This is a genomic window from Paenibacillus sp. JNUCC 35 (genome assembly GCF_058269095.1).
The window spans coordinates 2,515,043-2,537,739 of record NZ_CM177771.1 but is presented as its reverse complement, the minus strand read 5'-3'; the positions used below and the strand labels follow the sequence as shown (position 1 = coordinate 2,537,739).

At 53.5% G+C, this 22,697-nt stretch carries 24 protein-coding genes; 4 read left to right on the top strand and 20 right to left on the bottom strand.

From position 1 onward, the window contains the following. Window positions 1–73: 73 nt before the first annotated feature. From bshB2 to AC2TF6_RS11750, 6 genes are all read right to left on the bottom strand, one after another. Window positions 74–730 carry a bacillithiol biosynthesis deacetylase BshB2 gene (gene bshB2 / locus AC2TF6_RS11775; RefSeq protein WP_491311148.1) on the bottom strand — a complete coding sequence of 219 codons (657 nt, stop codon included), beginning with the start codon at window positions 728–730 and terminating at the stop codon, window positions 74–76. Between the two features lie 26 nt (window positions 731–756). After that, the gene (locus AC2TF6_RS11770; protein WP_009672889.1) at window positions 757–1,101 is read right to left on the bottom strand and encodes a YojF family protein; all 345 of its coding nucleotides are present in this window, start codon (window positions 1,099–1,101) and stop codon (window positions 757–759) included. Window positions 1,102–1,397: 296 nt separating this feature from the next. Continuing rightward, window positions 1,398–2,285: a hypothetical protein gene (locus AC2TF6_RS11765; RefSeq protein WP_491311147.1), complete on the bottom strand. Its 888-nt coding sequence runs from the start codon at window positions 2,283–2,285 to the stop codon at window positions 1,398–1,400. Window positions 2,286–2,380: 95 nt separating this feature from the next. Then, entirely contained in the window at window positions 2,381–2,899 is a 519-nt protein-coding gene (locus tag AC2TF6_RS11760) for a TetR/AcrR family transcriptional regulator (protein ID WP_491311146.1), read from the bottom strand. 319 nt (window positions 2,900–3,218) lie between these two features. Beyond that, on the bottom strand, window positions 3,219–4,148 hold the full coding sequence (locus tag AC2TF6_RS11755; RefSeq protein ID WP_491311145.1) for a manganese-dependent inorganic pyrophosphatase: 930 nt from the start codon (window positions 4,146–4,148) through the stop codon (window positions 3,219–3,221). A gap of 126 nt (window positions 4,149–4,274) precedes the next feature. Then, complete coding sequence (locus AC2TF6_RS11750; protein ID WP_491311144.1) at window positions 4,275–5,087, bottom strand: class I SAM-dependent methyltransferase; 813 nt, start codon at window positions 5,085–5,087, stop codon at window positions 4,275–4,277. Between the two features lie 152 nt (window positions 5,088–5,239). Here AC2TF6_RS11750 and AC2TF6_RS11745 point away from each other — a divergent pair, with 152 nt between their 5' ends. Together AC2TF6_RS11745 and AC2TF6_RS11740 are read left to right on the top strand one after the other, a co-directional pair. Continuing rightward, on the top strand, window positions 5,240–5,695 hold the full coding sequence (locus AC2TF6_RS11745) for a GNAT family N-acetyltransferase (RefSeq protein ID WP_491311143.1): 456 nt from the start codon (window positions 5,240–5,242) through the stop codon (window positions 5,693–5,695). Window positions 5,696–5,799: 104 nt separating this feature from the next. Then, window positions 5,800–6,078 (top strand): hypothetical protein, encoded by a 279-nt coding sequence (locus AC2TF6_RS11740; RefSeq protein ID WP_491311142.1) that lies wholly within the window; start codon window positions 5,800–5,802, stop codon window positions 6,076–6,078. Between the two features lie 242 nt (window positions 6,079–6,320). Here AC2TF6_RS11740 and AC2TF6_RS11735 read toward each other — a convergent pair whose 3' ends face one another. From AC2TF6_RS11735 to AC2TF6_RS11715, 5 genes are all read right to left on the bottom strand, one after another. Beyond that, entirely contained in the window at window positions 6,321–6,614 is a 294-nt protein-coding gene (locus AC2TF6_RS11735; RefSeq protein WP_491311141.1) for a DUF6509 family protein, read from the bottom strand. An 87-nt stretch (window positions 6,615–6,701) separates the two neighbouring features. After that, entirely contained in the window at window positions 6,702–6,857 is a 156-nt protein-coding gene (locus AC2TF6_RS11730; RefSeq protein WP_009672761.1) for a hypothetical protein, read from the bottom strand. A gap of 381 nt (window positions 6,858–7,238) precedes the next feature. Continuing rightward, on the bottom strand, window positions 7,239–8,513 hold the full coding sequence (odhB, locus tag AC2TF6_RS11725; protein ID WP_491311140.1) for a 2-oxoglutarate dehydrogenase complex dihydrolipoyllysine-residue succinyltransferase: 1,275 nt from the start codon (window positions 8,511–8,513) through the stop codon (window positions 7,239–7,241). A gap of 25 nt (window positions 8,514–8,538) precedes the next feature. Continuing rightward, window positions 8,539–11,388 (bottom strand): 2-oxoglutarate dehydrogenase E1 component, encoded by a 2,850-nt coding sequence (locus AC2TF6_RS11720; RefSeq protein ID WP_491311139.1) that lies wholly within the window; start codon window positions 11,386–11,388, stop codon window positions 8,539–8,541. 344 nt (window positions 11,389–11,732) lie between these two features. After that, window positions 11,733–12,185, bottom strand: coding sequence for a hypothetical protein (locus AC2TF6_RS11715; protein ID WP_491311138.1), 453 nt, complete (start codon window positions 12,183–12,185; stop codon window positions 11,733–11,735). Between the two features lie 245 nt (window positions 12,186–12,430). Between AC2TF6_RS11715 and AC2TF6_RS11710 the strand changes: the two genes are divergently transcribed. Continuing rightward, the gene (locus tag AC2TF6_RS11710; RefSeq protein WP_491311137.1) at window positions 12,431–13,078 is read left to right on the top strand and encodes a metal-dependent hydrolase; all 648 of its coding nucleotides are present in this window, start codon (window positions 12,431–12,433) and stop codon (window positions 13,076–13,078) included. A gap of 66 nt (window positions 13,079–13,144) precedes the next feature. Next, a complete protein-coding gene (locus AC2TF6_RS11705) occupies window positions 13,145–13,810 on the top strand; it encodes a sensor domain-containing protein (protein WP_491311136.1) in 666 nt (221 codons plus the stop codon). Window positions 13,811–13,849: 39 nt separating this feature from the next. On the opposite strand, the gene AC2TF6_RS11700 is transcribed toward AC2TF6_RS11705, so the two are convergent. The 9 genes from AC2TF6_RS11700 to AC2TF6_RS11660 all read right to left on the bottom strand — a co-directional run bounded on the left by AC2TF6_RS11700 (window position 13,850) and on the right by AC2TF6_RS11660 (window position 22,682). Next, complete coding sequence (locus tag AC2TF6_RS11700; RefSeq protein WP_009672779.1) at window positions 13,850–14,041, bottom strand: hypothetical protein; 192 nt, start codon at window positions 14,039–14,041, stop codon at window positions 13,850–13,852. 167 nt (window positions 14,042–14,208) lie between these two features. Next, window positions 14,209–14,487, bottom strand: coding sequence for a protein tyrosine phosphatase (locus AC2TF6_RS11695; RefSeq protein ID WP_491311135.1), 279 nt, complete (start codon window positions 14,485–14,487; stop codon window positions 14,209–14,211). A gap of 52 nt (window positions 14,488–14,539) precedes the next feature. After that, on the bottom strand, window positions 14,540–15,088 hold the full coding sequence (locus AC2TF6_RS11690; RefSeq protein ID WP_491311134.1) for a hypothetical protein: 549 nt from the start codon (window positions 15,086–15,088) through the stop codon (window positions 14,540–14,542). A gap of 13 nt (window positions 15,089–15,101) precedes the next feature. Then, on the bottom strand, window positions 15,102–15,692 hold the full coding sequence (locus tag AC2TF6_RS11685) for an AAA family ATPase (protein ID WP_491311133.1): 591 nt from the start codon (window positions 15,690–15,692) through the stop codon (window positions 15,102–15,104). A gap of 420 nt (window positions 15,693–16,112) precedes the next feature. Continuing rightward, a complete protein-coding gene (locus tag AC2TF6_RS11680; protein ID WP_491311132.1) occupies window positions 16,113–16,535 on the bottom strand; it encodes an immunity 22 family protein in 423 nt (140 codons plus the stop codon). Window positions 16,536–16,574: 39 nt separating this feature from the next. After that, a complete protein-coding gene (locus AC2TF6_RS11675) occupies window positions 16,575–17,198 on the bottom strand; it encodes an MSMEG_1061 family FMN-dependent PPOX-type flavoprotein (RefSeq protein ID WP_491311131.1) in 624 nt (207 codons plus the stop codon). A gap of 147 nt (window positions 17,199–17,345) precedes the next feature. Then, the gene (locus AC2TF6_RS11670; protein WP_491311130.1) at window positions 17,346–18,782 is read right to left on the bottom strand and encodes an erythromycin esterase family protein; all 1,437 of its coding nucleotides are present in this window, start codon (window positions 18,780–18,782) and stop codon (window positions 17,346–17,348) included. Between the two features lie 130 nt (window positions 18,783–18,912). Beyond that, window positions 18,913–20,349 carry a multi antimicrobial extrusion protein MatE gene (locus AC2TF6_RS11665; RefSeq protein ID WP_491311129.1) on the bottom strand — a complete coding sequence of 479 codons (1,437 nt, stop codon included), beginning with the start codon at window positions 20,347–20,349 and terminating at the stop codon, window positions 18,913–18,915. A gap of 206 nt (window positions 20,350–20,555) precedes the next feature. Further along, window positions 20,556–22,682: an MMPL family transporter gene (locus AC2TF6_RS11660; protein WP_491311128.1), complete on the bottom strand. Its 2,127-nt coding sequence runs from the start codon at window positions 22,680–22,682 to the stop codon at window positions 20,556–20,558. Window positions 22,683–22,697 lie beyond the last annotated feature (15 nt).

Below are 22,697 nucleotides of genomic sequence, written 5' to 3'. Positions count from 1 at the left end.
CGCCAAGGAACGATACGCCTGCTCCTTGGCGGTCTTTCGGCATGCGGCAACGGCTTCCGCCCCGCACATTCTTTTATTGAAACCGGTAGGTCCATAACCGCTCGTGGCCGAACCGTTCCTGCACCTCTTTGTCGTTCGCGGATTTGCCGCTCAGCTTTCCGTTGAGCTGGAACTGGGAGCTGTGTGCAAGGATCGAGCCCAGCTTCTGCCCCAGATACGGCCTGACATCGCTCACGATATCCGCTTTGCCGAGCACATCTTCGCATCCTTTGGAAAAAGCGATGCAGTGAACGACCGGTCTCTCTTCCACGGGGATTCGCTGGACCGTATCAATCACGGCCGCGCCCGTTGCGTCATGATCCGGATGCACGCTGTAGCCCGGGTAGAACGTAATGACAAGCGAAGGATTCAGCTCGTCGATGAGTCCGCGGATTTTGCCGACGAGCAGTTCGCGGTCTTCGAATTCAATCGTTTTATCGTGAAAGCCCAGCATGCGCAGATCCTGAATTCCGATTGACCGGCACGATTCCTCAAGCTCGGCTTTACGGATTTCAGGCAGCGTCACGCGGTTGGCCGCAAGGGGATTGCCCATGTTGCGTCCCATCTCTCCCAGAGTCAAGCATGCGTAAGTCACCGGGGTTCCCTGCCGTATATGGCCGGCAAGCGTACCGGATACGCCGAACGCTTCGTCATCGGGATGCGGCAGGACGACCAGTATGTGTCGTTCCATCTCCATCTACCTTCTCTCTTTGTAAGTTAAAAAGGGGCGCGGCTCAACTGCAGCGAAACGACGAGCTTGCCGTCCTTATCATGTCCCGACAAAATCAGTCTCTGCGTCTCCGTTTCATCCCAATGGGTAAGCCCCTCGGAATAAACCCAGCCTTCTTCCATTTTGAGCCCTACCCGGTAGGGGCCGTTTCCGGCAATGGACCCCTGCAGATAACGGATCTTCGAATTGCGGATAAACGTCGAGGCCGTATGTTTAGACTGGTCAAGATGAGAAGCATAAGCCCCGTTCGTCATTTCCAGATGAATATACAGGTCTTGGCCCTTAAGCAGATCAAGAACTTGCTGGACGGCCGCCTGATTAATAAACTGCATGAAGATTCCTCCAGTAATATACTGACGTATTCACCTAAACTATTGTATGCGGCTAATCTAATGTAGGTTTAAATGTAGCTTATTATAAAACATTCGCATCGACTTCACAAATCGCATACGGTGCGGATAGGCCCGGTATTCAGGCCTGTACAAACAAAAAACCCGCTTCACGGCGGGTTTTCACGGCTTCTATCGTTCTTTTATCCGAGTGGCCCACTCGGCAATCAGACGTTTGAGCTTATCGGCAAGGATCGGCTTGCTGATATGCCGCGCAGCTTTGCCGAAACAGGGGGCCGTTAAAGCTTCGGTGCCTCTGGCCGGACTCTCCAGGTTACGGTTACCGACTTCCGGAGAGCCGCGCCCAGAGCAAGGAGCCACACGAGCATTCCGGCGGCTGCCGTGAGCGTCCAGGGCGACAGCTCGACGACGGACATGCCCGAAGCCGTCTGGAATCCGATCCCCGCGATCGCCAGCATCCAGCCGATTGCGCCCGCGTGGACGAGCATGGCTTTGCGGGACTGCGCGTCATCCGATTTTTCCAGCAGCCAGCCAAGCAGCGGAAGCGTCTGAACCGCATGAAACCCCAGCCCGTGCAGAACAATCAGATTGCCCGAAGAGCCGGTGAAGCGGCTCTGGAGCACGATCATGCCGATACCCGCCGCGACGGCCGCCATCGTGGAGAGAAACCCGTAACGGATGCCGAGAATAACAAGCGGCCGCTCCGCAAGTACCGATTTTCTGAAAAAAGCCGCGGCAAGCCAGACGATGAGAACAATCAGCAGCATGGAGTCAAGACCGAAGGTGATGTTTGCGATGCGATCGACGACGGAGCCCGCCTGCGTAAAGCGCGGATTGATTCCCCTCAGATGCTGGACGGACTCGAGCAGGTAAGCTGCTCCTGCCGTAAATGCGAGCAGCCAGCGGAATACTTTGTGCGGGCGGCTGCCCATTCCGGCCAATGGGAGAATGGCCGCTATCGACAAGACGAAAACACCTAGCGCCGCGTTAAAGGAGAAGGCGCTTTCCACATTGCCTTCCGGGAGGACCCGGCTTCCGTATAAGGTCATATAAACCGCCATAAAAGCGGCGAGTACCAAGCCTGCCAAACCCGTCCAGATTAGTACGCGTTCGCCTGAAAACATCGATTTTGAGCCGCCGTGTCCGTTATAAAGAGCTGGTTTCATTTTGCCCACATCCTATTCTTAGAAATTTATTTATTAGTCAATAAATAATCTTGCAAAAAAATAGGCAGCCTTAACGTGCCGCCTTGCTAGGTTTCCTAGCAGTTCAAATCTTTGAAAGGAAGCAGCCCGGGAAGCTGTAGCACATCCGAAGTTACGATCAGAAGTCCGAGTGCCATGAAATTTCCGGCTGCCGTCTCGACCTCGTCCATTCCGGATTCTTCGAATTTTCGCACGATTGTGGTGTGTATCAGCGTAAACTTCTCGCTCATATGCCTGCGGATTTCGGGTTCTGATATGGCAGGCGCCTGCAACACCATCAACATTTCCGCCCGGTTAGCCCGCATGAGATCTTTGAACGCCTGGCCCATTGATTCCAGAATGAGATCCCCTGAAGCTTCCACCTGTATGAAGACATCATAGAGCCGCTGTACGGCCCGGTCAATCACCGCCTTGAACAGTTCTTCCTTATTCTTGAAAAAATGAAACACATACGGCTGAGACACGCCCACTGCTTTAGCCACCATGGCTGTCGTTGCTTTGTAATATCCGAGTTCCGCGAATATTCCCACGGCTGCGTCTATAATCTGTTCTTTGCGATCTTCGCGGACAACCAACTCCGCACCTCCTTTTATTTATCGATAAATAAATAATAAAAGCCGAGCAGCCATTTCGTCAAGAGGCATATCTAACTTTTTTCCGGCACGCAGCTAGAAAGTCCCTTCCTTCCCGATTCCTCCTTAAGCGAATTTCCGGCCGACTTCATGACAGATCAGCCTTGCGTGCAGCGAATAGTGCTGTTCAACCTATGTAGGGAGGGAACAACGGATCAGACGCCCCGATTGATTCAGCCCGGTACCCGAGTCTGTACGAGCCTCCAGTGAACGTTAAAAAGCCGCCAGGCTTGGATGCCCGGCGGCCGTTATTTATAAAGTCTTATTTGCTCAAAATATCTGTCAGAACGGGAACGATCTGCGATTTGCGGGAAACGACGCCTTTCAGCACCGCTTTGTTGTCGACAAGCGTTACGTTGTACGCTTCTTCAACCGCTTTGGCGGAGGAGCCGAGCGCCAGACCGATGGAATCGTTATTAAGAATATCCGTTACGACAAACAGGAAAAGATCCAGCCCTTTTTTCTCGATAATCGCGTTCAAAGCCGCTTCCAGCTCGTCCTGGCGGGCGAGTACATCGTTCGTGTCCACCGCGTTTACCTGCGCGATTTCCACCTTGCGGGAGCCCATCTGGAACTCTTTCGCGTCCAGCGAAATGAGCTGCTCGATCGTTTTGTCGCTGAGGTCCGCGCCCGCTTTGAGCATGTCCAGTCCGTAGCTTTCCAGGTTAACGCCGGCGATCTCCGCCAGTTCGCGGGCGGCCGCCACGTCCTGCTCCGTGCAGGTCGGCGATTTCAGCAGCAGCGTGTCCGAAATGATGGCGGACACCATCAGTCCGGCAATGTTTTGCGGAACGGACTTGCCGTTTTCTTTGTACAGCTTGTTCAAAATCGTCGCCGTGCAGCCGACAGGTTCGGCGCGGTAGTAAAGCGGACCGCTCGTCTCGAAATTCGCGATGCGGTGGTGGTCGATGACCTCGGCTACGCGCACTTGATCGATGTCGCTAACGCTCTGCTGACGTTCGTTATGATCGACGAGAATAACGGTCTTGACTTCGCCGGCAACCGTCTCGACAAGACGGGGAGCTTCTGCCTTAAAAGTATCCAGCGCGAATTGGGTTTCGCCGCTTACGGCTCCCAGGCGGACCGCTTCTACGTTTTCGCCAAGCTGGGTCTTCAGGTCTGCATATGCGAGTGCGGAACAAATGGTGTCGGTGTCCGGGTTTTTGTGTCCGAAAATCAATGTTTTTTCCATCAATAAAGGCTCCTTACTTCGTTTGAATTTGAAATGGATCGCAAAAAGAGCTAAAATCCTAACTCGATTATAGCGTTAAAATCATCTTATTCCAATCCCTATACAGAGAATAATCGGACGGCTGCTTTAAAGTCTCCTGCCCACGTACAAAAGGTGCGAGGAAGAGCCGAGATTGTACGGATCTTCGGCCGCTTGCAGGATCAGATCCATTACTCTCCGGGAGACTTCCTCCCCTTGCGAGCGCCAGTAATCCCACTGCTCCTCCGTCATTCCGCCGGCGATACTCCCGGAACCGATCAGCTTGACGGTCCCGAAGCCGTTCGTCTCCATGAACGGGACGATATCGCCTACCGGAAAATAGTACGCGCCGGTAAAACGCCCGTCATCGCTGTGATCGAAGCGGCCCGTTTCGGCGAAAGCCTCCAGCCCGCGGACCGTATCGTTGGGCTTCCAATTCTGCGGAAAGCGCAGGGAATTGGCGAGCTGCCTTATCCGCGGCATAAAAGCGACAAAGACCCAGCCGTCTTTGGCGGTTACCCGGTGAAGCTCGCGTACCGCCTTCACCCGGTCTTCAGCGCCTTGCAGGTGATAGAGAGGCCCAAGCATCAAGGAGACGTCGAACTGCCCGTCTCCGAACAGGCTGAGGTCCCTGGCATCGGCTGCGTGAAAGCCGCGGAACCGGTCCAGCAGCCCCAGCTCGCCGGCTTTGCTCCGCGCCGTTTCCACGAGCTTCGGCGTCAAGTCGGCAAGGGTCACGTCATGGCCCTGACGAGCCAGCTCCATGGCGTATTTGCCTGGCCCCGCTCCGTTATCCAAAACAGCGGAGCCCGCGGGCAGATACTTTTTTATAAAAGACAAATTTATGGTGTACTCCCACGTTTCCCGGTCAAGTCTCCCCCACTCATCAAATTGGCTGTAATAATTTACGATAGGTTCCATTTTTTGCGCCTCCCAATTGTTGTTACCCCAAACAATTCGAGCCGATAGCCGTTTTTCCTTTTCACGAGACAGGAATTAGGAGACGAATGTTTAATAGGAGTAAAGGTGTGGAGTTGTTAGAAGACAGAAACCGTATAAAAGGAGAAAAAACGATGAACATTACGGAACTGCGTCATGGCGAACCTTATCCGATGGACCTGCTCCTTCTTGCCGATCCTTCGGAAGAACTGGTTCGGGAATACATACAGAGAGGACGCTGCTTTACCGGAGCGGCTGCGGATGGGACCATGATAGGCGTCTATGTGCTGCTGCCAACCCGCCCGGGGACAGTCGAGCTCGTCAACGTGGCGGTCCGCGAGGATTGTCACGGCAGAGGCTACGGCAAGGAGCTGGTTCTCCATGCCGTCGGGCAGGCCCGGGAAATCGGCTTCAAAACGATCGAAATCGGAACAGGCAGCACCGGGGTCGCCCAGCTTGCGCTTTATCAAAAGTGCGGATTCCGGATTACGGGAATCGACAAGGATTTTTTCGTCCGGCACTACGCCGAAGAAATCTACGAGAACGGGATGCAGGTTATCGATATGGTCCGGATGTCCCAAGATTTATAAGATTTTAATGAATTCGCTCTCAACCTCCGACATTTTCTTCGCTGTCCGTTTGGTATGCTTAGGATGCGCTTAGAGAACTAAGTGTACAAATGGAGGGATGAACGATGGCAGAGTCCGAAAATGAAATTCAATTGTCTGAAGAAGAAGCCGCAGCCTCAGAAACAGTCGCTGCCGGCGAGGTAGAAACAGCCGGGGAAGCCCAAGCGGATGCGGAAAGCGCCGCCGATGCTGCGGGAGCCGAAACGGCGGAAGATGTCGCCCCGGACGCGGATGCCTTAGAAGACAGTACGGAAGAGGTCGACGGCGAAGTCCCGGAAGCCGATAGAATCGGTGAAGCGGATGAAGCCGTGGAAGACACGGCGTCCGAAGACGTTACCGATTAACCCCTGCAATCCCTTCGCAATCCTTACTTACATCTGCCGAGCCTGTTCCTGTAGGAACAGGCTTTTTATGCGGCGGCTGGCATCCGTTCGGCGCTCAAATGGCGGCTGTTCTCTCGTACGCAGCACAAAAAGCATGAAAAAAGGCTTCCCGCGGCCATCCGAAGACGCGCCTGGTAAGCCTCTTGCCAGCCAGCATGACGGGATTTGGTAAAGGCAATAAGCCGCCCCTTCATCCCCGCATTTTATTCGTCCTGCGGAAGATGTTCTCTGCAGAACGTGTCGACGACCGCAAGCTCTTCGTCCTCAAGATCGAACTCAAGGTAGGTATCCGTCGAATTTTCATGAATATCGTACTTGATTATCCGGCCTTGGCCTTCGTCCACGCCATATATGACCCGCAGATAGATTCCGTTAGCCGTGTACAGCTCGTCGTCTTCCGGGACGTCTACCTCCAGATTAAATTCATAACGCTTTCCCGGAATAATCCCGAACGGGTCTTTTACAAGTTCTGCACTAAAAGCTGTAATCGTTAGCATGTCAGCATTCCTTTCTCATCAAAACCTTCGAAGCCTATTATACACCGAATCCGGGAATTTCCCATCCCCTCTCTTCCGGGCCATTCTTTAGGATATCAATCCCAGTGCTTTAGCCTGTTCTTCGGTCAGGACAAATTCTTCGTTGGCCCACACATCGTCCTCTTGGTTCAAGCCGAACATTTTCATCACTTCGGGCCAGATTCCCTTTTCCAGCGCTTCGCTTTGCGTAATCATGATCTTCATCTCTTCTTCCCCCTTCGAATGGTCATTCCTGCATCCCGCTTCTCTACATTCATTACCCAGAAATGCAAGTACTATGACAGCCGAAGCTTCCTGAATTTTAAAAGCAGCCTGCTTATCTGACAAGCCCGACGCTGTGCCGGAACCTTTGGAATAAGAACCGACAGGCGCAGTACCGTAACGGATCAGAAGAAAAAGCAGGAGTAGTATATCTGAAATCCGTTAATTAACCTTATTAATAATTATCATCCTTAATCAGATGGATATCTGAAAGACAAACGGGGCATTATTTGCAAAAAGGCCTGCCGAGCAAATGCTCAGCAGGCCTTTTATGTCAATAAGCTAGGATACGTGCCGGTCGGTTAAACCGCTCAAGTTGAGCGATTAACCTTCAAGCAGCAGGGATTCCGGATCTTCGAGCAGTTCTTTGACGGTTACGAGGAAACGAACCGCCTCGCTGCCGTCTACGATACGGTGATCGTAGGAAAGCGCGATGTACATCATCGGACGGTTTTCCATTCTTTCCGCATCGATCGCAACCGGACGGATCTGGATTTTGTGCATGCCCAGAATGCCCACTTGCGGAGCGTTAAGAATCGGTGTGGACAGCAGGGAACCGAATACGCCGCCGTTTGTGATCGTGAACGTACCGCCTTGAAGGTCGGACAGCGCCAGTGTGTTGGCACGCGCTTTGCCGGCCAGGTCTCCGATTTGCTTCTCGATATCCGCAAAGCTCAGACGATCCGCTTCGCGAACGACCGGAACGACCAAACCTTCTTTCGCGGATACGGCGATACCGATGTCGTAGAACTGCTTCACTACGATATCGTCTCCGTCGATCTCGGCGTTCAGATGAGGGAATTTCTTCAACGCGCCAACGACCGCTTTCGTGAAGAAGGACATAAAGCCCAGACCCACATCGTGCTTGTCAAGGAACGCCTGCTTGCGGCGTTTGCGCACGTCGAGAATCGCCGTCATGTCGACTTCGTTGAAAGTCGTCAGCATGGCAGCCGTGTGCTGAGCTTCCACTAGACGGTTCGCGATAGTCTGACGGCGGCGGGACATGCGCTTGCGCTCAACCGGTTTGCCCGGTACCGCTTGCTGTGCGGCTTGTCCAGCGCCCCCGGACTTCGCTGCAGCCGGCGCGCTCGCCGGTTGTGCCGCTTGCGTGCCGTGGGACTTCACATCGTCCGAGTATACGCGGCCGATCGGATCTTGCGATTTGACCTGGCTCAGGTCGATACCGCGCTCTCTGGCAAGCTTTCTAGCTGCCGGCGAAGCGGCCAGCGACGCGCTGTCGCTCTCCGCTGCGGAAGCCGCAGTAGCTTTGGCAGGAGCTTGAGCCGCCGGGGAAGCTGCAGGAGCTTCCGCCGCTTTCGGTGCCTCAGGCGCTGCTGCAGGAGCCGCAGACGCCGGAGCGCCGGAAGAAGCGCCGATCACGCCGACGATTTCGCCGACCGATACGTTGTCGCCTTCCTGCTTGCGGATTTCAGACAGGACGCCGTCTTGTTCCGCGCTGATTTCCAGGTTTACTTTGTCCGTTTCAAGTTCAAGAAGCAAGTCGCCTTGACTTACCGTACTTCCTTCAGTCACAAGCCATTTAGAGATGGTTGCCTCAGTAATAGATTCGCCTAATTCAGGCACTTTAATATCAGCCACGATGGTGACCTCCTATGCAGATTTATTATTCCGGTTGTTTAAGAGCGAGCGAGATAATCTGGTTATGTTCGAACGTATGAATCTCCTGGAAACCGCTGGCCGGGCTGGAGCGGTCAGGCAGACCTACGTAACGCACGTTGACTTTATCCGGCGCAAGGGAACGGATTCTGGATTCCATGAAGTTCCAGGAGCCCATGTTCCGGGGTTCTTCCTGTACCCAGACGATTTCTTTCAGTCCAGGGAACTTCGCGATGATTTCCGCGATATCCTGTTCCGGCAGCGGGTAAAGCTGCTCTACGCGGGCAATATGAAGCCACGAGAAATCGCGGTCTTCGGAAGTTTCAAGTGCTTCTTCCAGATCGATCGCCATTTTACCGGTGGTCAGCACAAGACGTTTCACTTTCTTCGGCTGATCGCCAAGACCTTTCTGTTCCATGACCGGCAGGAAGGAGCTTTCGCTGAGTTCCTTGCCGTCGGACGATACGCGCGCGTTACGGATAAGGCTTTTCGGCGCCATAATAACGAGCGGACGAGCCTCTTCGCGTTCCGTAATGGCAGCCTGGCGGCGGAGAATATGGAAATATTGCGCCGCGCTGCTCAGGTTCGCGACCGTCCAGTTGTTCTCTGCGGAAAGCTGCAGGAAACGTTCCAGACGGGCACTGGAATGCTCCGGTCCTTGACCTTCGTAGCCGTGCGGCAGAAGCATCACGAGACTGGATTTTTGCTCCCATTTGGAGCGGCCCGCGGCAATGAACTGGTCGATGATCACCTGCGCCGCATTGGCGAAATCGCCGTACTGGGCTTCCCAGATCACGAGCGTTTCCGGCGAATACACGTTGTAGCCGTATTCGAAAGCAAGGACGGAGCCTTCGGACAGCGGGCTGTTGTAAATCGCGAACGATGCGCGCGCCTGAGGCAGCTTGTGCAGCGGCGAGTAGGTCGAGCCGTTCTTCACATCGTGCAGCACGAGGTGGCGATGCGCGAACGTTCCGCGGCCTACGTCCTGTCCGCTGATCCGGATCGGCTTGCCGTCGGCCAGGATCGAAGCGAACGCCAGCGTCTCCGCGAGCGCCCAGTCTACCTTGCCGCCTTCGTTAAGCGCGTCTCCGCGGCGTTCCAGGATACGCTGCAATTTCGGGTAGACGTTGAAATCTTCCGGCCATGTAATCAGCTCGCGGTTGATTTCCTGCAGTTCCTGAAGCGGAACGGCCGTCTTGATTTTCTTGAGATCGTCGAAAATAGCCGGCTCGGCGACACGCTGTCCCTTGCCTTGGTGATTTTTGACGACTTCGTACGCTTCCTGAAGCGTGTTCTGGATGTTCTGGAGCATCTGCTGGTAGCCGTTGTCGTCTACAAGCCCTTCCTTCTTCAGCTTTTCCGCATACAGGACGGAGATCGTCGAATGGTTCTTCACTTTGCCGTACATCAGCGGCTGAGTCGTTTCCGGATCGTCGTTCTCGTTGTGTCCATAGCGGCGGTAGCCGATCAGGTCGATCAGGAAGTCTTTCTTGAACCGGTTGCGGTATTCGCAAGCCAGACGCGCCGCTGCGAGGCATGCTTCCGGGTCGTCCGCGTTAACGTGAACGATCGGAATCTCGTAGCCTTTGGCCAGGTCGCTCGCATAGTGAGTGGAGCGGGAATCCGTGCTGTCGGTCGTGAAACCTACCCGGTTGTTGACGATAATATGGATCGTTCCGCCGTTCTGATAACCGGTCAGCTTCGTAAAGTTGAGCGTCTCGGCAACGATACCTTCACCCGGGAACGCGGCGTCGCCGTGCATGACAATACAAGCCGCCTTGTTCAGATCCTGTTCTGGATAGCCGGGATTTTCGCGATTATCTTGTGCCGCACGCGCAAAGCCCTCAACGACTGCGCCTACAAACTCCAAGTGACTCGGGTTGTTCGCGAGTGTCAGCTTGGCTTCTCTAGTTTCGCCTTCCTTGATTGAGCGTCGTGCACCCAGGTGGTACTTTACGTCCCCTGTCCAGCCGTAGTTGATTCCTGTGGAACCTTCGGATGGAATGATGTCTTTGTTCGGCGAATGATGGAATTCCGAAAAGATTTTCTTGTACGGCTTGCCCAGAATGTGAGCGAGCACGTTTAGGCGTCCACGGTGAGCCATCCCCATCAGAATGTGTTCCGCTCCGTCGTGAACGACTTCATGAACGATTTCGTCTAAAAGTGGAATAAGTACGTCCGTACCTTGCAGTGAGAAACGCTTCTGGCCGACAAATGTGCGGTGCAGGAAGTTTTCGAACTGCTCTGTCTGTACAAGGCGGTCCAGAAGCTTGGCGCGCTCTTCTTTCGTAAGCGGCTCGATAGATGCGCCCGATTCCGCTTGACGGTTCAGCCAATTGCGCTCGTCTTCTTCATGAACATGGCTGAACTCGAAACCGATCGATTGGGAATATCTTTGACGCAGGCGCTGGATCGCTTCCCAGCCGTTCGCCACGTCGGACGGAGCTTCTTCCCAAACGATTGAAGCCGGCATTGCCAACAGATCTTCTTTGGTCAGGCCGTATGTGCCCGGCTCAAGAAGTCTGGTATCCGGGTTGGTGCTCAGACCCAGCGGGTCCAGGTTGGCAGCTAAGTGCCCGTATGTGCGAATATTCCACACCAGTTTGCCGACGGCGACGACTTTCTTCAGCACGTTCGGGTCGCTGGTGGTAGTGGTTCCTGCGTTTGCCTGACCTTCGGATTGGACGGTTTGTACCGATGCCGGAGGCGCTCCAAAACGCGCAAACAGGTCCCGATAAGCTGCTTCCACAGAGTCGGGATCGTTCAGATACTGCTCATACTTCTCTTGAATGTAACCTAGGTTCGGCCCGTAATAAGATTCCCAGGGCCATCGACTGCCTTCCACTTCATTCCTCATAGCTGTAATTTTCCGCCTCACTTTTAAGATATTAGTTCTGCTCGTATAGAACATCCTAGCATAACAATAACGATAGCCCTCCTCGTCGAGAATCTCTCCTCAATTTCAGGTATCGTCATCAAATGTGGAAATTACAATACTTATTATAATGCAGTCTATAGAAAAGTCCAAAAAAATTGCGCATTTTGTCACAAGAGTTCACAATTTAGCCGGCAATTATGGCTTTTTTGGTAAAAACCTCATAGATTGGCGGTTTTTTCGACAAATTTTCAGACAATTCACCTTAAAAAAAGAGGGATTTCAGCCGTTATTTCTTCTCCGGCATCGCCCGTTTTTCGAAATGTTCAGAAAGTGTTCGCAATCCTTCCGCCAATTCTGGTCCGGAAACCTGTCTTCCGTGTCCGGTTACGGCCAGAGACGACTGTAATCCTTCCAGAAACCGGACGGAGATTTTGGCCGCTTCCCAGTCGGTCGTAAAATATTTCGGGGGTCCGTTTACCTCCGGCTGTCTGCATCATCACTTTATAATGCGACTCCTGCTTGACGTCCGACGGAAGCTTGCGCAAATAGCTGCCCAGACCAATCCCGTCGTTCGGGAACGCGGGCGACATTTTGGCGACGAGTCCGCTGTCCACGTGCGTCTTCAAATGTATTTCCCATCCATCCGGCTCCTCTCCGTACTCCGTAGTTTTCCAGATAAGGCTGCACCTGCTTATACTTACCCCATTGCCCGCAAAAAAATCGGCTCTTTCCCGGGTTTTCTGCGTGTTGTCGGATGCGGTCGTGCGTTTGTCCATGTCAAAACCGAGTTCCATATCAAAAATTTCGGTAATTTCTTTGACTGAACGCAGACAAATGCAAGAAAAGGCGCGGCAGCCCGTTTTGACGGGTGCCGCGTCTTTTTTGTTGATTTCTCCGAAGTTCGAATTTCCGCCGAAGTACTTATTTTTCCTCCATGCCTTGTGCGTAATGAGCTTTCCTTGTATACTGTCTTAGCAAACATATGTTTGCATTCCTATCATCGTCAGTCAACGGAGGCATTATGAAAGGTTCAACTCATCTCGCAATCGGCACTGCCATCGGACTTGCCGCGTCCGCTTTTCATCCTTTTACCCCAACGAATTTTGCGGTGTACATATCGGTGGCCGCTTTCTCCGCGTTGAGCGCGGATCTGGACGGTCCCAGCATGCTGAGCAGCAAGCTCGGCAAAATTTCCAAATGGCTGCGCGAAGTGTTTCTGTGGGGAGGCGCTTTGCTTGTCGCGGCCGTGGCCTACCTCTTTTTTACGAAGCATCAGTTTTACCCGGAACGGATGACGATCGCGGTCATGATTTTTCTGATCGGCTTTGTGACCAAAGAAGGGATCATCCGCAACGCGTTGGTCAGTCTGGTCGGAGCGGGCCTCATTTACTGGGGCTGGAATATTCAAATGAGATGGCTGATCGGACTCGGCGCTTTTGTCGTCTGGGCTCCCTGGTTGAAACACCGCGGGATGACGCACACGGTATGGGCGCTTGCGGCTTGGGGCGCCATAGGCATGGAGCTGGAGAAACAGCTGCAGTTGGAAGGCATTATGATGGTCGCCGTCGCGGGCTACTTCTCCCATCTGTTCGCCGATACCTTGACGCCAAGCGGCGTGAAATGGCTGTATCCGTTCTACAAAAAGTCTTTCAAAATCCCGTTTCTGTAGGTTTTGAAGGGAATCGTCCTCCAGCGTCGTCTTATTAGGCAGATCACATAAGGACGGTGGAAGACATTGAATAAATCACCAGGTTTTACAGCATCGTTTTTTTATTTGCTTGCTCTACTTCCCATGGGACTGTTCGGCTTTGTATATGCAGTCGTAGGGATCGCATTGTCAATCGGGCTTATGCCGATTTTTATCGGATTCCCGCTTCTTCTGTTTGTATTGCGGACGAATCGGAACCTGACGGATCTGGACGCCCGACTCGCCTCCCGGCTGCTTGGCCTGGAACCGCAGACCAAGGCGGAAACGTCCGGCGGCACTCTTCGGGGAGAACGGAAGTCCTTCTGGGCCCTGCTCGGCGCGGAGCTGGTCGACGCAAGATCGTTCAGCGCGCTGCTTTGGCAGTTCATCCGCCTGCCGCTTGGCATTCTCGCTTTTGCGTTCGCGGTCTCGATTGCCTCGGTCGTCCTGGCTCTGCTGGTTTCTCCGATTGTGTATTGGGTTCTTCTTCAGACCCTCCACATCGATATATTTCAGGATCAGCTGAACTTCTTCCTGATGAACGAACGGATCGATTCCATGCAGCTTTCCCTGATCCATACGGGAATCGGCATCCTGGCCGCTCCTGTCGGCGTGATCGCTATCCGCAAGCTGGCCCAGTTCATGGGCTCTATCGCCGTAGAGATGACCCGCATCGGGGCGCCGGCGCATCATCCCGCTCCCCGGTTCCGATAGTATAAAGAGCTGTCTCCCTCAGAGGAAGACAGCTCTTTTTTAGTACATTCTTTTCCGCTGTGGCTCCTTCGGGATTCTATCCCAAACGACAATAAGCAGAGTAGCCAGCGGTCCGATCAGCAGCGAAATGAAAAACCAGTTTAATCCGCTCCTGTTTTTCCCTTGGGCCAGACCCGCATTGATGAGCGCCAGTGTCAGCCAGCCGATCCCGTTTTCCCCGTTTACCTCCAAAGTCGCGTCCCTCCATTCCCCGCATGCTTGACCCTCAGGAAATAATCGGAGAAATAAGCGATTCATTTCCCGGGCAACCGCATAAAACGCTAAGATAATCGTTCAGATGACATCCTTCTCCAAACCCTGTCCTTCCGCTTCAAAAATGCAACCCCCACGCCGAAAAATCATTCGTTTGCCGTGAGAGGAAAATAGTCCGATACCCGGGATTCCAGGAGTTCGATGAGCTCCTCGTCCATAAATCCGTACTCATCCGGAATCTCCAGGCAAATCACCCGCTTCTGCCTCACGATGGAGCCGAATTTGTCCTCAATTCTTCTTTTATGCTTCTTTTCCATGACGAAAATAACGTCCGCCCAGCCGACGTGACCTTCGGTCACCTTTATTCGCGCGTTCTGTTCCGTTCCCGCGGAACGGACCTGCCAATCTTTTACCCCGTTAAACACTTTCTCGGCCGTTAAGCTCCGCCACCTGTTCCGGCTGCAAAGAAATAATAGTTTAATGGTCCGCCTCACTCCCTCGTGCCGCGAAATTCAGCAGAAGCCGGCCTTCGCAGATGCTGCTTACCAGATTTAATGCCGAAATGCTGACAAACGCGAGTCCCCCGTAATCAAACAACTCGGCCCCTTTGTATAACGATAGGGTACGGTAAAGGCTGATGGGCTCCCGCCCCGGAAAGCGGAACGTATACTCGTTCTCCACCTGGGTCATTACGTTTTTAAAAACCTGTACGGACAAGTATAATTCGCCTTCCAGACGAATGAGAGCATACTCCTTATGACTTTCCGGATAAACGTCAAAATCCGCAGACTCGACCGCATATTCCGGCGAATATTTCTTAATCAGGTGGAGCTGGTCCCCCGTTACCGGCAGTCCAAGCGCTTTGAGATACGCCGCCTGTTGAAGATCCACAAGCTTAGACAAGGACATGAGGACAAAACCGCCCACCAGACTTATAAACGCTGCCGGCAGATTGCCTGCCGAAAATGAGAAAAACGTTCCGAACACGAGAAGAAACAAGCCTGTGATGTTTTGAATGGTCGTCACGGCGATCTCCTTTCTAGAACCGGATTTGTTTGAGCTGGGTCAGCAGGCGGTCGGCCTTCTTCCGGATTGTGCTCCTGTTGTCGGGGAGAAGCTGTATCCCGGCAATCGCGGCGATTTCCTCGCTTACTTCACCGATCGTCAAAAAATCCGTATCTACGTGATGTTTGAAAACTTCCTGCGAGAGTCCCTCCCTGCAGCGGTCAATCTGACGGGCCGCCCACGAATTCGCGCCTTCTCCTCTCGATCTTAATCGTTTGAGCAGCGTTTCCTTGGACGCGCAGAGGGCGAAATGGTGAACCGTCCTGTTATCCCGGCGCAGCCTCCCCACGATCTCGTCGAAATAAACCGGGTTGACGAGCGTCATCGGAACGAGGATAACGCCGTCAAATTTGCCGCTTATGTAGTTCAGCATGCCGTAATTGCTTTCCCGCCACATCGGATAATCCTGAAAATCATCCAGCGCTGTGGAAGAAGGCACATTTTTGCGTATAAAATATCCCGCGTTTTCGGGATCGTATAAAAACGAGCCGGGTATCCTCCGGTGCAGTTCGTATGTCGTCTGGGACTTACCGGAGCCAAAAGCGCCGTTGACCCATATAATCATGGAAGTCACCCTCTTTCCTAAAATGCGGAGACCGCTCTAGCTCTCCAGAGTCAACACGGCCACCGAGTATTTATGCGGAATAGGCAAAACCGCGTCAAAGTCGGACAGATTCCGCAGCAGTTCGCCGCTCACCTTCATGCGGAGTTCCTTGGATTCGTTGGCCAGCCAGGAAACCGACCTGATTTTGCCGCACCAGTCTTCGTGGGTATAGGCAAGCGTATAAGCCTGTTCCCATTCGTGCCTGAGACGGAATCCATGCCGCTCCCACTCCTCAAACCAATTTACGGGAAAGCCGCTTCTTCTTTCTCTTTTCCGAAATCAATTGTCATGACCTTTCACCTCTGCTATCTACCTTACAGGCAAAAGCACACGATGTAAAAATCATCCTTTTAATCAGCGGGATAACAAAAAGTTTTCTCCCTACTCGTACTCGGCCATCCCTGCGAATACAAGACGGTTCGCTCCGGACGCGGCACTTTTTCCCCGGTTCTTTAAGGGGTAGCCGAAATTGTGTAGGAGCACCACCGTATTCCAGGCGGTTCCCTCCGGAAGTCCTTGCGCCTCGAACTCAGGAATGATCTTTTCGTCGTATGAACATCCTTCCAGCAGCTCAGCTAACGAAGAGCTTTCTTCCAGGGCCAGATAGGCTTCGAAAAAATCTTCGTCGAACCCGTCGATGCCGAAGTCGGCGCAAAATGCCGGCAATACGCTTTCTCCGTCTTCATCATACGTAAATTCGGTATACCGCCTGAGGCCTTCATCCTCGCTGAACTGTCCCACCCACAAGGAAACAAAGCCGGGGCGTTCCCCGGTAAGCTCCTTTTCTTCCTCGGCGTTTGGCATTAAACCGACCTCCTATATAAGCAAATTATGCTGACAGTCTCAATACATTCTCTTCTCATAGCTGTCCTTCAACCCTTTGGAAACCTCATCCGCCGTAATATCCGGACGATTGGCGTGGGCAGCAATCATTTCCGGTACGGAGGGCTGCTCCGCAGGCCAGGTCTTCGTATCCCACAGTTCGGACCGTTTAAACGCTTTCGCACAGTGGAGAAAAACCTCTTCCACCTCGACCCCGATCGCCAGCTTCGGAATCTTGCCGTGCGCCTCAAGCGGAGCGAGCAGACCGGGATTTTTCGTCAGACAGGCTTTTCCGTTGATCCGCAAAGTTTCTTCCAGGCCCGGTATAATGAAAATAAGTCCGATATGGGGATTCTCCAGGATATTCCGGTATGTATTCATGCGCCGGTTGCCCGGCCTTTCGGGGATAATCAGATGATGATCGTCCAGCACCTTCACGAAACCGGGCGCATCGCCTCTCGGCGAAACGTCGCAATTTCCCCGGAGATCGGCCGTTGACGCAAACAGGATAGGCGACAGCCCGATAAACTCCCGGCAGTGCCGCTCCATATAAGTGATTTTCATCGCTTCCACGATTTTGTTGGGGTACCCCAGCATCTCCCTCAATTCCGCTTCGGCTTCGATCCGGTCCTCAAAATAGTCCATCTATCCAACCTTCTTTCATTGGAACAATTTTACTTTATTTTTGATTATATCGGATTTTGTATCCCGCTTGCATCTTTTCGGGTTAAACGAAAAAAAGCCGGTAATCTGCCCAAGCAGATTCCGGCCGTTCATTTTGGGAGAGCAGTGCTACTGCGTACCCGGTTTACCGCGCATGTAAGACGGCGCATGGACCGTATCAATAAGCAGCAGCCCGTCAAACTGGTCGCGTGGAATGAAACTTTCCTGCATCAATCCCCAATCGAGTGAAAGACGGGGTTCGAACATCCAGGAAGTTCCCGGTTTGTCTTTGCGGTATTTGATGTCTACAAACGTATAAGGGTGCCCGTGCTGCTTCAAAATGTCTTCGAGCGAACCCCGTTCCGGCTTAACGATGGGATAGCTCTGCCCCATATTGTTGGCGGCTTCGCCTTGATACGTATACAGGCCGATCACGTAACTCTGTTTCTTTAAACGGGCCGGCATGCTCTCGCCCATAAGGCTCAGACCCGAGTAGGCCGAATTTAAAACCGCCGAGTTTTTCTTCCGGATATGTACGTTGTGTCCCCAGACAATGATTTTCTTGTCCGGATAAATTTGTTCGGCAAGCCAGGTGAGATTAGCGGCCATCATCTCGTCACGCATCCTAACGGTTTCCTGGAAGGGGATGATATCGTTCTTCTTGAGCGCAAGGTTGCTGCGGATATTCGCTTCGGTATACGTTTGGATGACCTCGATGCGGTTATCCAGGACGCGTTGCGTCATCTCGATCAAGTGTGGATTGCGAGGATAGTCCGCTTTCAGCTTGTCGGCGTTCTCTTTCACAAACGTTTTCATGCTCGCATACGTTTCCAGCAGGCGCGGTTTCGCCTTGGCGTATCCCGCTTCGTCTTCACTGAAGCTCCAATCGCCCAGCTCCTGCTCCGCATCCGCGAACGCTCCGGCCAGTTTGGCGTCTCTAGACCCGATCCAATCACGGACGAACTCCGAATACGGGGATTGAATTTGCATATCGAATCCGCTCAGGATCAATGGTTTGTCCGTTGCGAGCGTCTGCTTGATATAGTCGAATAGAGGCAGCGTCTCCTTGGACCACCACACTCCGAAAATGGCCTCTTTCATCATTTGCTCCGGGGTCGAATCGGCGCTTTTGGAAAGGGCGGCGGACGCATTTCCAAGTCCCGATTCGAAGGCGATGACATCGTAACCGAGCTCCTGGTGCAGGTATTGAATGAGGCGGACTTTCGAAGAACTGTATTCCGCCGCCCCGTGTGTGTTTTCACCGAGGTAGACCAATTTTTTGTCGATCAGCAGCGGTTTCAGAAATTCCAGATCCTTAAACCTGTCTTTCTCTATGACGCCTTTCACGCTTGCTTCAGGCTGGATGCGGTCCAGGGCATAAGCATGGCTCTGAATCCAGTTCGCCCAGTTGCTGCCGTATTGCTGCGTTGTGCTGACTTCGGGCGGCTTGCTGTCCGCAGTGGTATCGGCGGCTGCCATACCCGCAGCGGGAAAAGCGCAGACGGCGGCTATCGTCAAGGCGATGGTCGTTTTAATGGTTTTTAGTTTCAGATGATGTGAATACAAAAGAAATTCCCCCTAGTAAGTAAGCCGGTAAGTAAAAGCGTCATAACGAGGATGACCACTTTTATGCTAAACCTTGCCATTTAAAAGGAGGAAGGGTTTTGTTTAAATTTCGTTTAAATTTCGGAAACGATCAGACGGACTTTTCTCGCGGGGCACTGACGCTTATGAGCCCTTCTCCCCTGCCTCGCTTCACCGCAGCGAATACGACGATACACTCAGCCAGCGTTCCGACTGACTGGGCATACGCACCGATTGCCCCGTTCCAGCCCGGTGTTATCACAATCAGCAGAACAAGCGAGACGAGCATCACGGTAACGTTGGCCGATTGCGAATAGACCATCGTCCTCGTTTCCCGGCGCAGCATAAGAATCCCGTTGCCATAATCAAGCCAGGGAAACACAAGTGTGAGAATCATAAACACGCGCAGCGTTTTGATCACTTCCTCCATCAGCCGGTCGCCGACACCGATGACTTCGTTCAGAAACCAGGGCCCGGCATCCGTATAAGCGAGCAGCCCGATCAGAACGGACGGAATAAAACTGATGACCAGCACGAAACGCTTGACGCGTCCCGGATGAATCCGGTAGAAATTCAGGACAATCTGATGAATGTACGAAAAAAAGCTTTGGACGAGCTGCGTCAAATTGGAAGCGACCGCGAACGCCGCGATAGCGATAACCGCGTCTCCCGCCTTGCCGAGTAAAGCGTTTAGCGAAGGTCCGATCACGACCGCAATAAACGACGAGAAGAGGAGCGGCTTGTAAAAGCGGAAAACATCGCCCGTTTTTTCAACGGTATGCTCCGGATTCTTCTCCGGTATTTTGTGTTTAAGCAGCGCACTGCCCTCCCACACCGCAACGGCGCTCTCGATCACCATGCCGACGAGGAAAATGATCGCGCCCACGCTGCTTCCGGTAACTCCGTGTACCCGTATGTAATACTGCGCGACGAGATACATGCCGATAAGACGGACGACCATCCCGATCGTGAGCCAGAACGTTCTTTTGTTATAAATAATCAAGCCGTGATAAAGGCATCTCAGCCCGGAAAACAGGCTGACGAACATGAGAATCCGGTAAACGTTCAGAACGTTTTCGAGCTGTGCGCCGCCGATTCCGAAAACGGCGCCCATCAGCCATTTTCCGGGCGGTAAATAAGACAAGATCAGTCCGGCCGCCATAATGGACGCGAATACGTAAAACGCGACCCGCCGCATGGCGCGAAACGAGACCCGGTCGCGGACAAGCGCGGAACACGTCTGCCTGAGCAGCACGGCCGGCTTCTCCGTTATCCCCAGAAGGCTCATCGCAATGGCATATCCCGCGATAACATGTTCGGGATCGGGCGCCCGGGCAAGCGTACTGTTAATGATCGAATGGGACATCGTGACCAGACTGGCCGCTATGCCGAGCGGTACGAAGAAGACAAGCAGCTTCCAGAAGGTAACCGCTTCATGAGCCGGGGACGCATGCTCATCTCCCCGGTCTGAGCCGGTGGAAATTCCGGCCGGTTCGGCTTCCTTGAGACTTCCGGTTTCCTGTAAATCATCGGGTTCATCATCTGACATAGCGCTGCTCCTCACTCACGAAGTTTGGACTAGAGATCAAGCGTAAGGCACAAAGTTACTTCGATTGTAGCACAAATAAACGCCCATCCCCCCGATATAGTTATAACTTCGTAAAAAGTGACAAGTATTTCTTATTGAAAAACAACCTCAATCCCTTATAAACACACAAAAAAACCGCAGGAGCTGCGGTTTCCGTACCTTATATTTTAGGGCGACCACCAGTTCCACCGGCCCAGAAGTTTCATCAAGGCAGGCACCAGAATCATGCGGATCAGGGTGGCATCCAGAAAAATGGCCCCCGCAATACCGGTTCCCAGCTGTTTGACCCCCGCTACGTCCGCTCCCGCAAACGGAAGCGTGACGGCGATCATGATAGCCGCCGCCGACGTAATGATCCGACTTGAGGAGGCCAGTCCCGCAGCAACCGCGTAATCGTTGTCCTGCGTCTGCCGGTAAACTTCGGCAATCCGGGCGACCAGGAACACTCCGTAGTCCATGCTGATGCCGAAAACAAGGCCGAAGATGAATACGGGAATCATGATCGCGATAGAGCCGCCGCCATCGGCCGCCCCTTCCTGAAAAATCCAGGTCAACAGACCGAATGAGGCGGTAATGCTGAGAACATTCATCAGGAGCGTTTTAAGAGGAATGAATACGGACCCGAACGCCTTGTACAGCAGGAAAAAATTCGTAACGAGGACAAACAGCAGCACCTTATGCAAGTTGGTAAAAATCGCGTCGTACACTTCCTGACGATACTTGGTCTCTCCGCCCAGTTGAAAAGGAATCTGCTCTTGATTGCCCGCGGCCTCCCATTTGCGCAGCCACTGTCTCGTTTCTTCCGAATCGGGATCGGTGCGAAGGTAAACGTCCATGACCAGCTGATTTTGATGAAAATAAAAGCGAAACAAGTCGGCTACGTGACGGACACCCGGCTTTTCAAGATACAGAGAGAGCTGTTCGCCGTTCATGCCCAGTCTGGAGAAAACCGAATCCACCTGGACCACTTGCGGGTCCCGTTGAAGCCGCTGAAACAGCCGGTAAGCATGCTGCCAGTCAAAACGTTGTCTGCTGTGCGCACCGGCATCTTTCGCACCCAGAAGAAGGGTGGCTTCCGGAGAAGGAAAACGGACGGCCAGCCGTTCGGCTGCGGCGCGCGATTCCGTGCCTTCGGGAAGCGAAGCCGCATCCGGAACCGCCATCTTCATCCGGCCCACCGGCAGGATGAACAGGATAACGATCAGGATGGCGAGCAGCGCCATCTGCAGGGGTCTTTTCATAACGGCCGCAGACAAACGATGCCAGAACCGGCCGCCGTTAACGGGAAACCTGGCGGCGTTTTCCGCTTCAATCCTTGTCCGCAGCAAAGACAACACCGCAGGCAGCAGCGTAAATGACAAGAACACGGAGACAATCAGGACGGTAAAGGCAGCCCAAGCGACCGAGGCGAACATCGGAAGAGGGATGAACAGGATGCCGAGCAAGCCAAGCGCCACACAACCGGCCGAATACAATACCGCTCTTCCCGAAGTCCGCATAGTAAACCGAAGCGCCGGTTCGGCCCTGCCGCAGCTCAGTTCTTCCCGGAACCGGCTCACCAGCATCAGGGAAAAATCGATACTCAGCGCCAGCCCCACCATCGGAATGACGTTGAGAACGAAATTGGACAAATCCGTCACCATCCCGATCCAGTAAACGATCCCCATCGAGACGACGGTGGAAACCAATCCGAGTACGACCGGAATCAAAGCGGTCGCCGCTCCGCCGAAGGCTATCCACAGGATAAGAAACGCAGCCGGAAGCCCGAGCAGCTCCGCTTTTCTCATATCTTTTTCACTCGCCGCATTCACATCCGCCTGAACGACCGGCTTCCCGGTGAGCTTCCACACGAAGCCGGGATGAGTGGGCAGGCGTCCGCGCAGCTCACCCAGCACCTCCTGTTCATTCCGTCCGGTAAAGCGGATATCCAGCAGCGCGTAGGCCTTGCCGGAACGCAGCATTTCCTCCTGATCCAGGGGTGAAACGATCCGCTCCAGTCCAGGCAAGCCCTCGGCATTGCGCAGGACGGAGCGGATATAAGCTCTAAATTCCTCCTTCGGACCGGGCGTGTTCTGCTCGAACCAGAGAACGACCGGCTCGGCAGGCCGGTTAAAACCCGCGTCCAGCCGCTCCCGGACCGTGCCGAACGAGCCTCTGGGGTCGAGCCCGTGCCCCTGGAGCACGGAAGGAAGGTTGAGCGCATAGCCCCCGAAGAAAACTAGGCCGGCCGCCCAACAGGCGAGAATAATCTTCGGATAGCGGAAAGCGAGGACAGCCAGTCTGTGCAAGCCCATGCCCTCCTCTCTTTC

Excerpts from the sequence above, each read along its gene's own strand:
- bshB2 (WP_491311148.1), bottom strand. The coding sequence starts at position 730 with ATGGAACGACACATACTGGTCGTCCTGCCGCATCCCGATGACGAAGCG.
- AC2TF6_RS11770 (WP_009672889.1), bottom strand. The coding sequence starts at position 1,101 with ATGCAGTTTATTAATCAGGCGGCCGTCCAGCAAGTTCTTGATCTGCTT.
- AC2TF6_RS11765 (WP_491311147.1), bottom strand. The coding sequence starts at position 2,285 with ATGAAACCAGCTCTTTATAACGGACACGGCGGCTCAAAATCGATGTTT.
- AC2TF6_RS11755 (WP_491311145.1), bottom strand. The coding sequence starts at position 4,148 with ATGGAAAAAACATTGATTTTCGGACACAAAAACCCGGACACCGACACC.
- AC2TF6_RS11750 (WP_491311144.1), bottom strand. The coding sequence starts at position 5,087 with ATGGAACCTATCGTAAATTATTACAGCCAATTTGATGAGTGGGGGAGA.
- AC2TF6_RS11745 (WP_491311143.1), top strand. The coding sequence starts at position 5,240 with ATGAACATTACGGAACTGCGTCATGGCGAACCTTATCCGATGGACCTG.
- AC2TF6_RS11740 (WP_491311142.1), top strand. The coding sequence starts at position 5,800 with ATGGCAGAGTCCGAAAATGAAATTCAATTGTCTGAAGAAGAAGCCGCA.
- AC2TF6_RS11735 (WP_491311141.1), bottom strand. The coding sequence starts at position 6,614 with ATGCTAACGATTACAGCTTTTAGTGCAGAACTTGTAAAAGACCCGTTC.
- AC2TF6_RS11730 (WP_009672761.1), bottom strand. The coding sequence starts at position 6,857 with ATGAAGATCATGATTACGCAAAGCGAAGCGCTGGAAAAGGGAATCTGG.
- AC2TF6_RS11720 (WP_491311139.1), bottom strand. The coding sequence starts at position 11,388 with ATGAGGAATGAAGTGGAAGGCAGTCGATGGCCCTGGGAATCTTATTAC.
- AC2TF6_RS11715 (WP_491311138.1), bottom strand. The coding sequence starts at position 12,185 with ATGGACAAACGCACGACCGCATCCGACAACACGCAGAAAACCCGGGAA.
- AC2TF6_RS11710 (WP_491311137.1), top strand. The coding sequence starts at position 12,431 with ATGAAAGGTTCAACTCATCTCGCAATCGGCACTGCCATCGGACTTGCC.
- AC2TF6_RS11685 (WP_491311133.1), bottom strand. The coding sequence starts at position 15,692 with ATGATTATATGGGTCAACGGCGCTTTTGGCTCCGGTAAGTCCCAGACG.
- AC2TF6_RS11680 (WP_491311132.1), bottom strand. The coding sequence starts at position 16,535 with ATGCCAAACGCCGAGGAAGAAAAGGAGCTTACCGGGGAACGCCCCGGC.
- AC2TF6_RS11675 (WP_491311131.1), bottom strand. The coding sequence starts at position 17,198 with ATGGACTATTTTGAGGACCGGATCGAAGCCGAAGCGGAATTGAGGGAG.
- AC2TF6_RS11665 (WP_491311129.1), bottom strand. The coding sequence starts at position 20,349 with ATGTCAGATGATGAACCCGATGATTTACAGGAAACCGGAAGTCTCAAG.
- AC2TF6_RS11660 (WP_491311128.1), bottom strand. The coding sequence starts at position 22,682 with ATGGGCTTGCACAGACTGGCTGTCCTCGCTTTCCGCTATCCGAAGATT.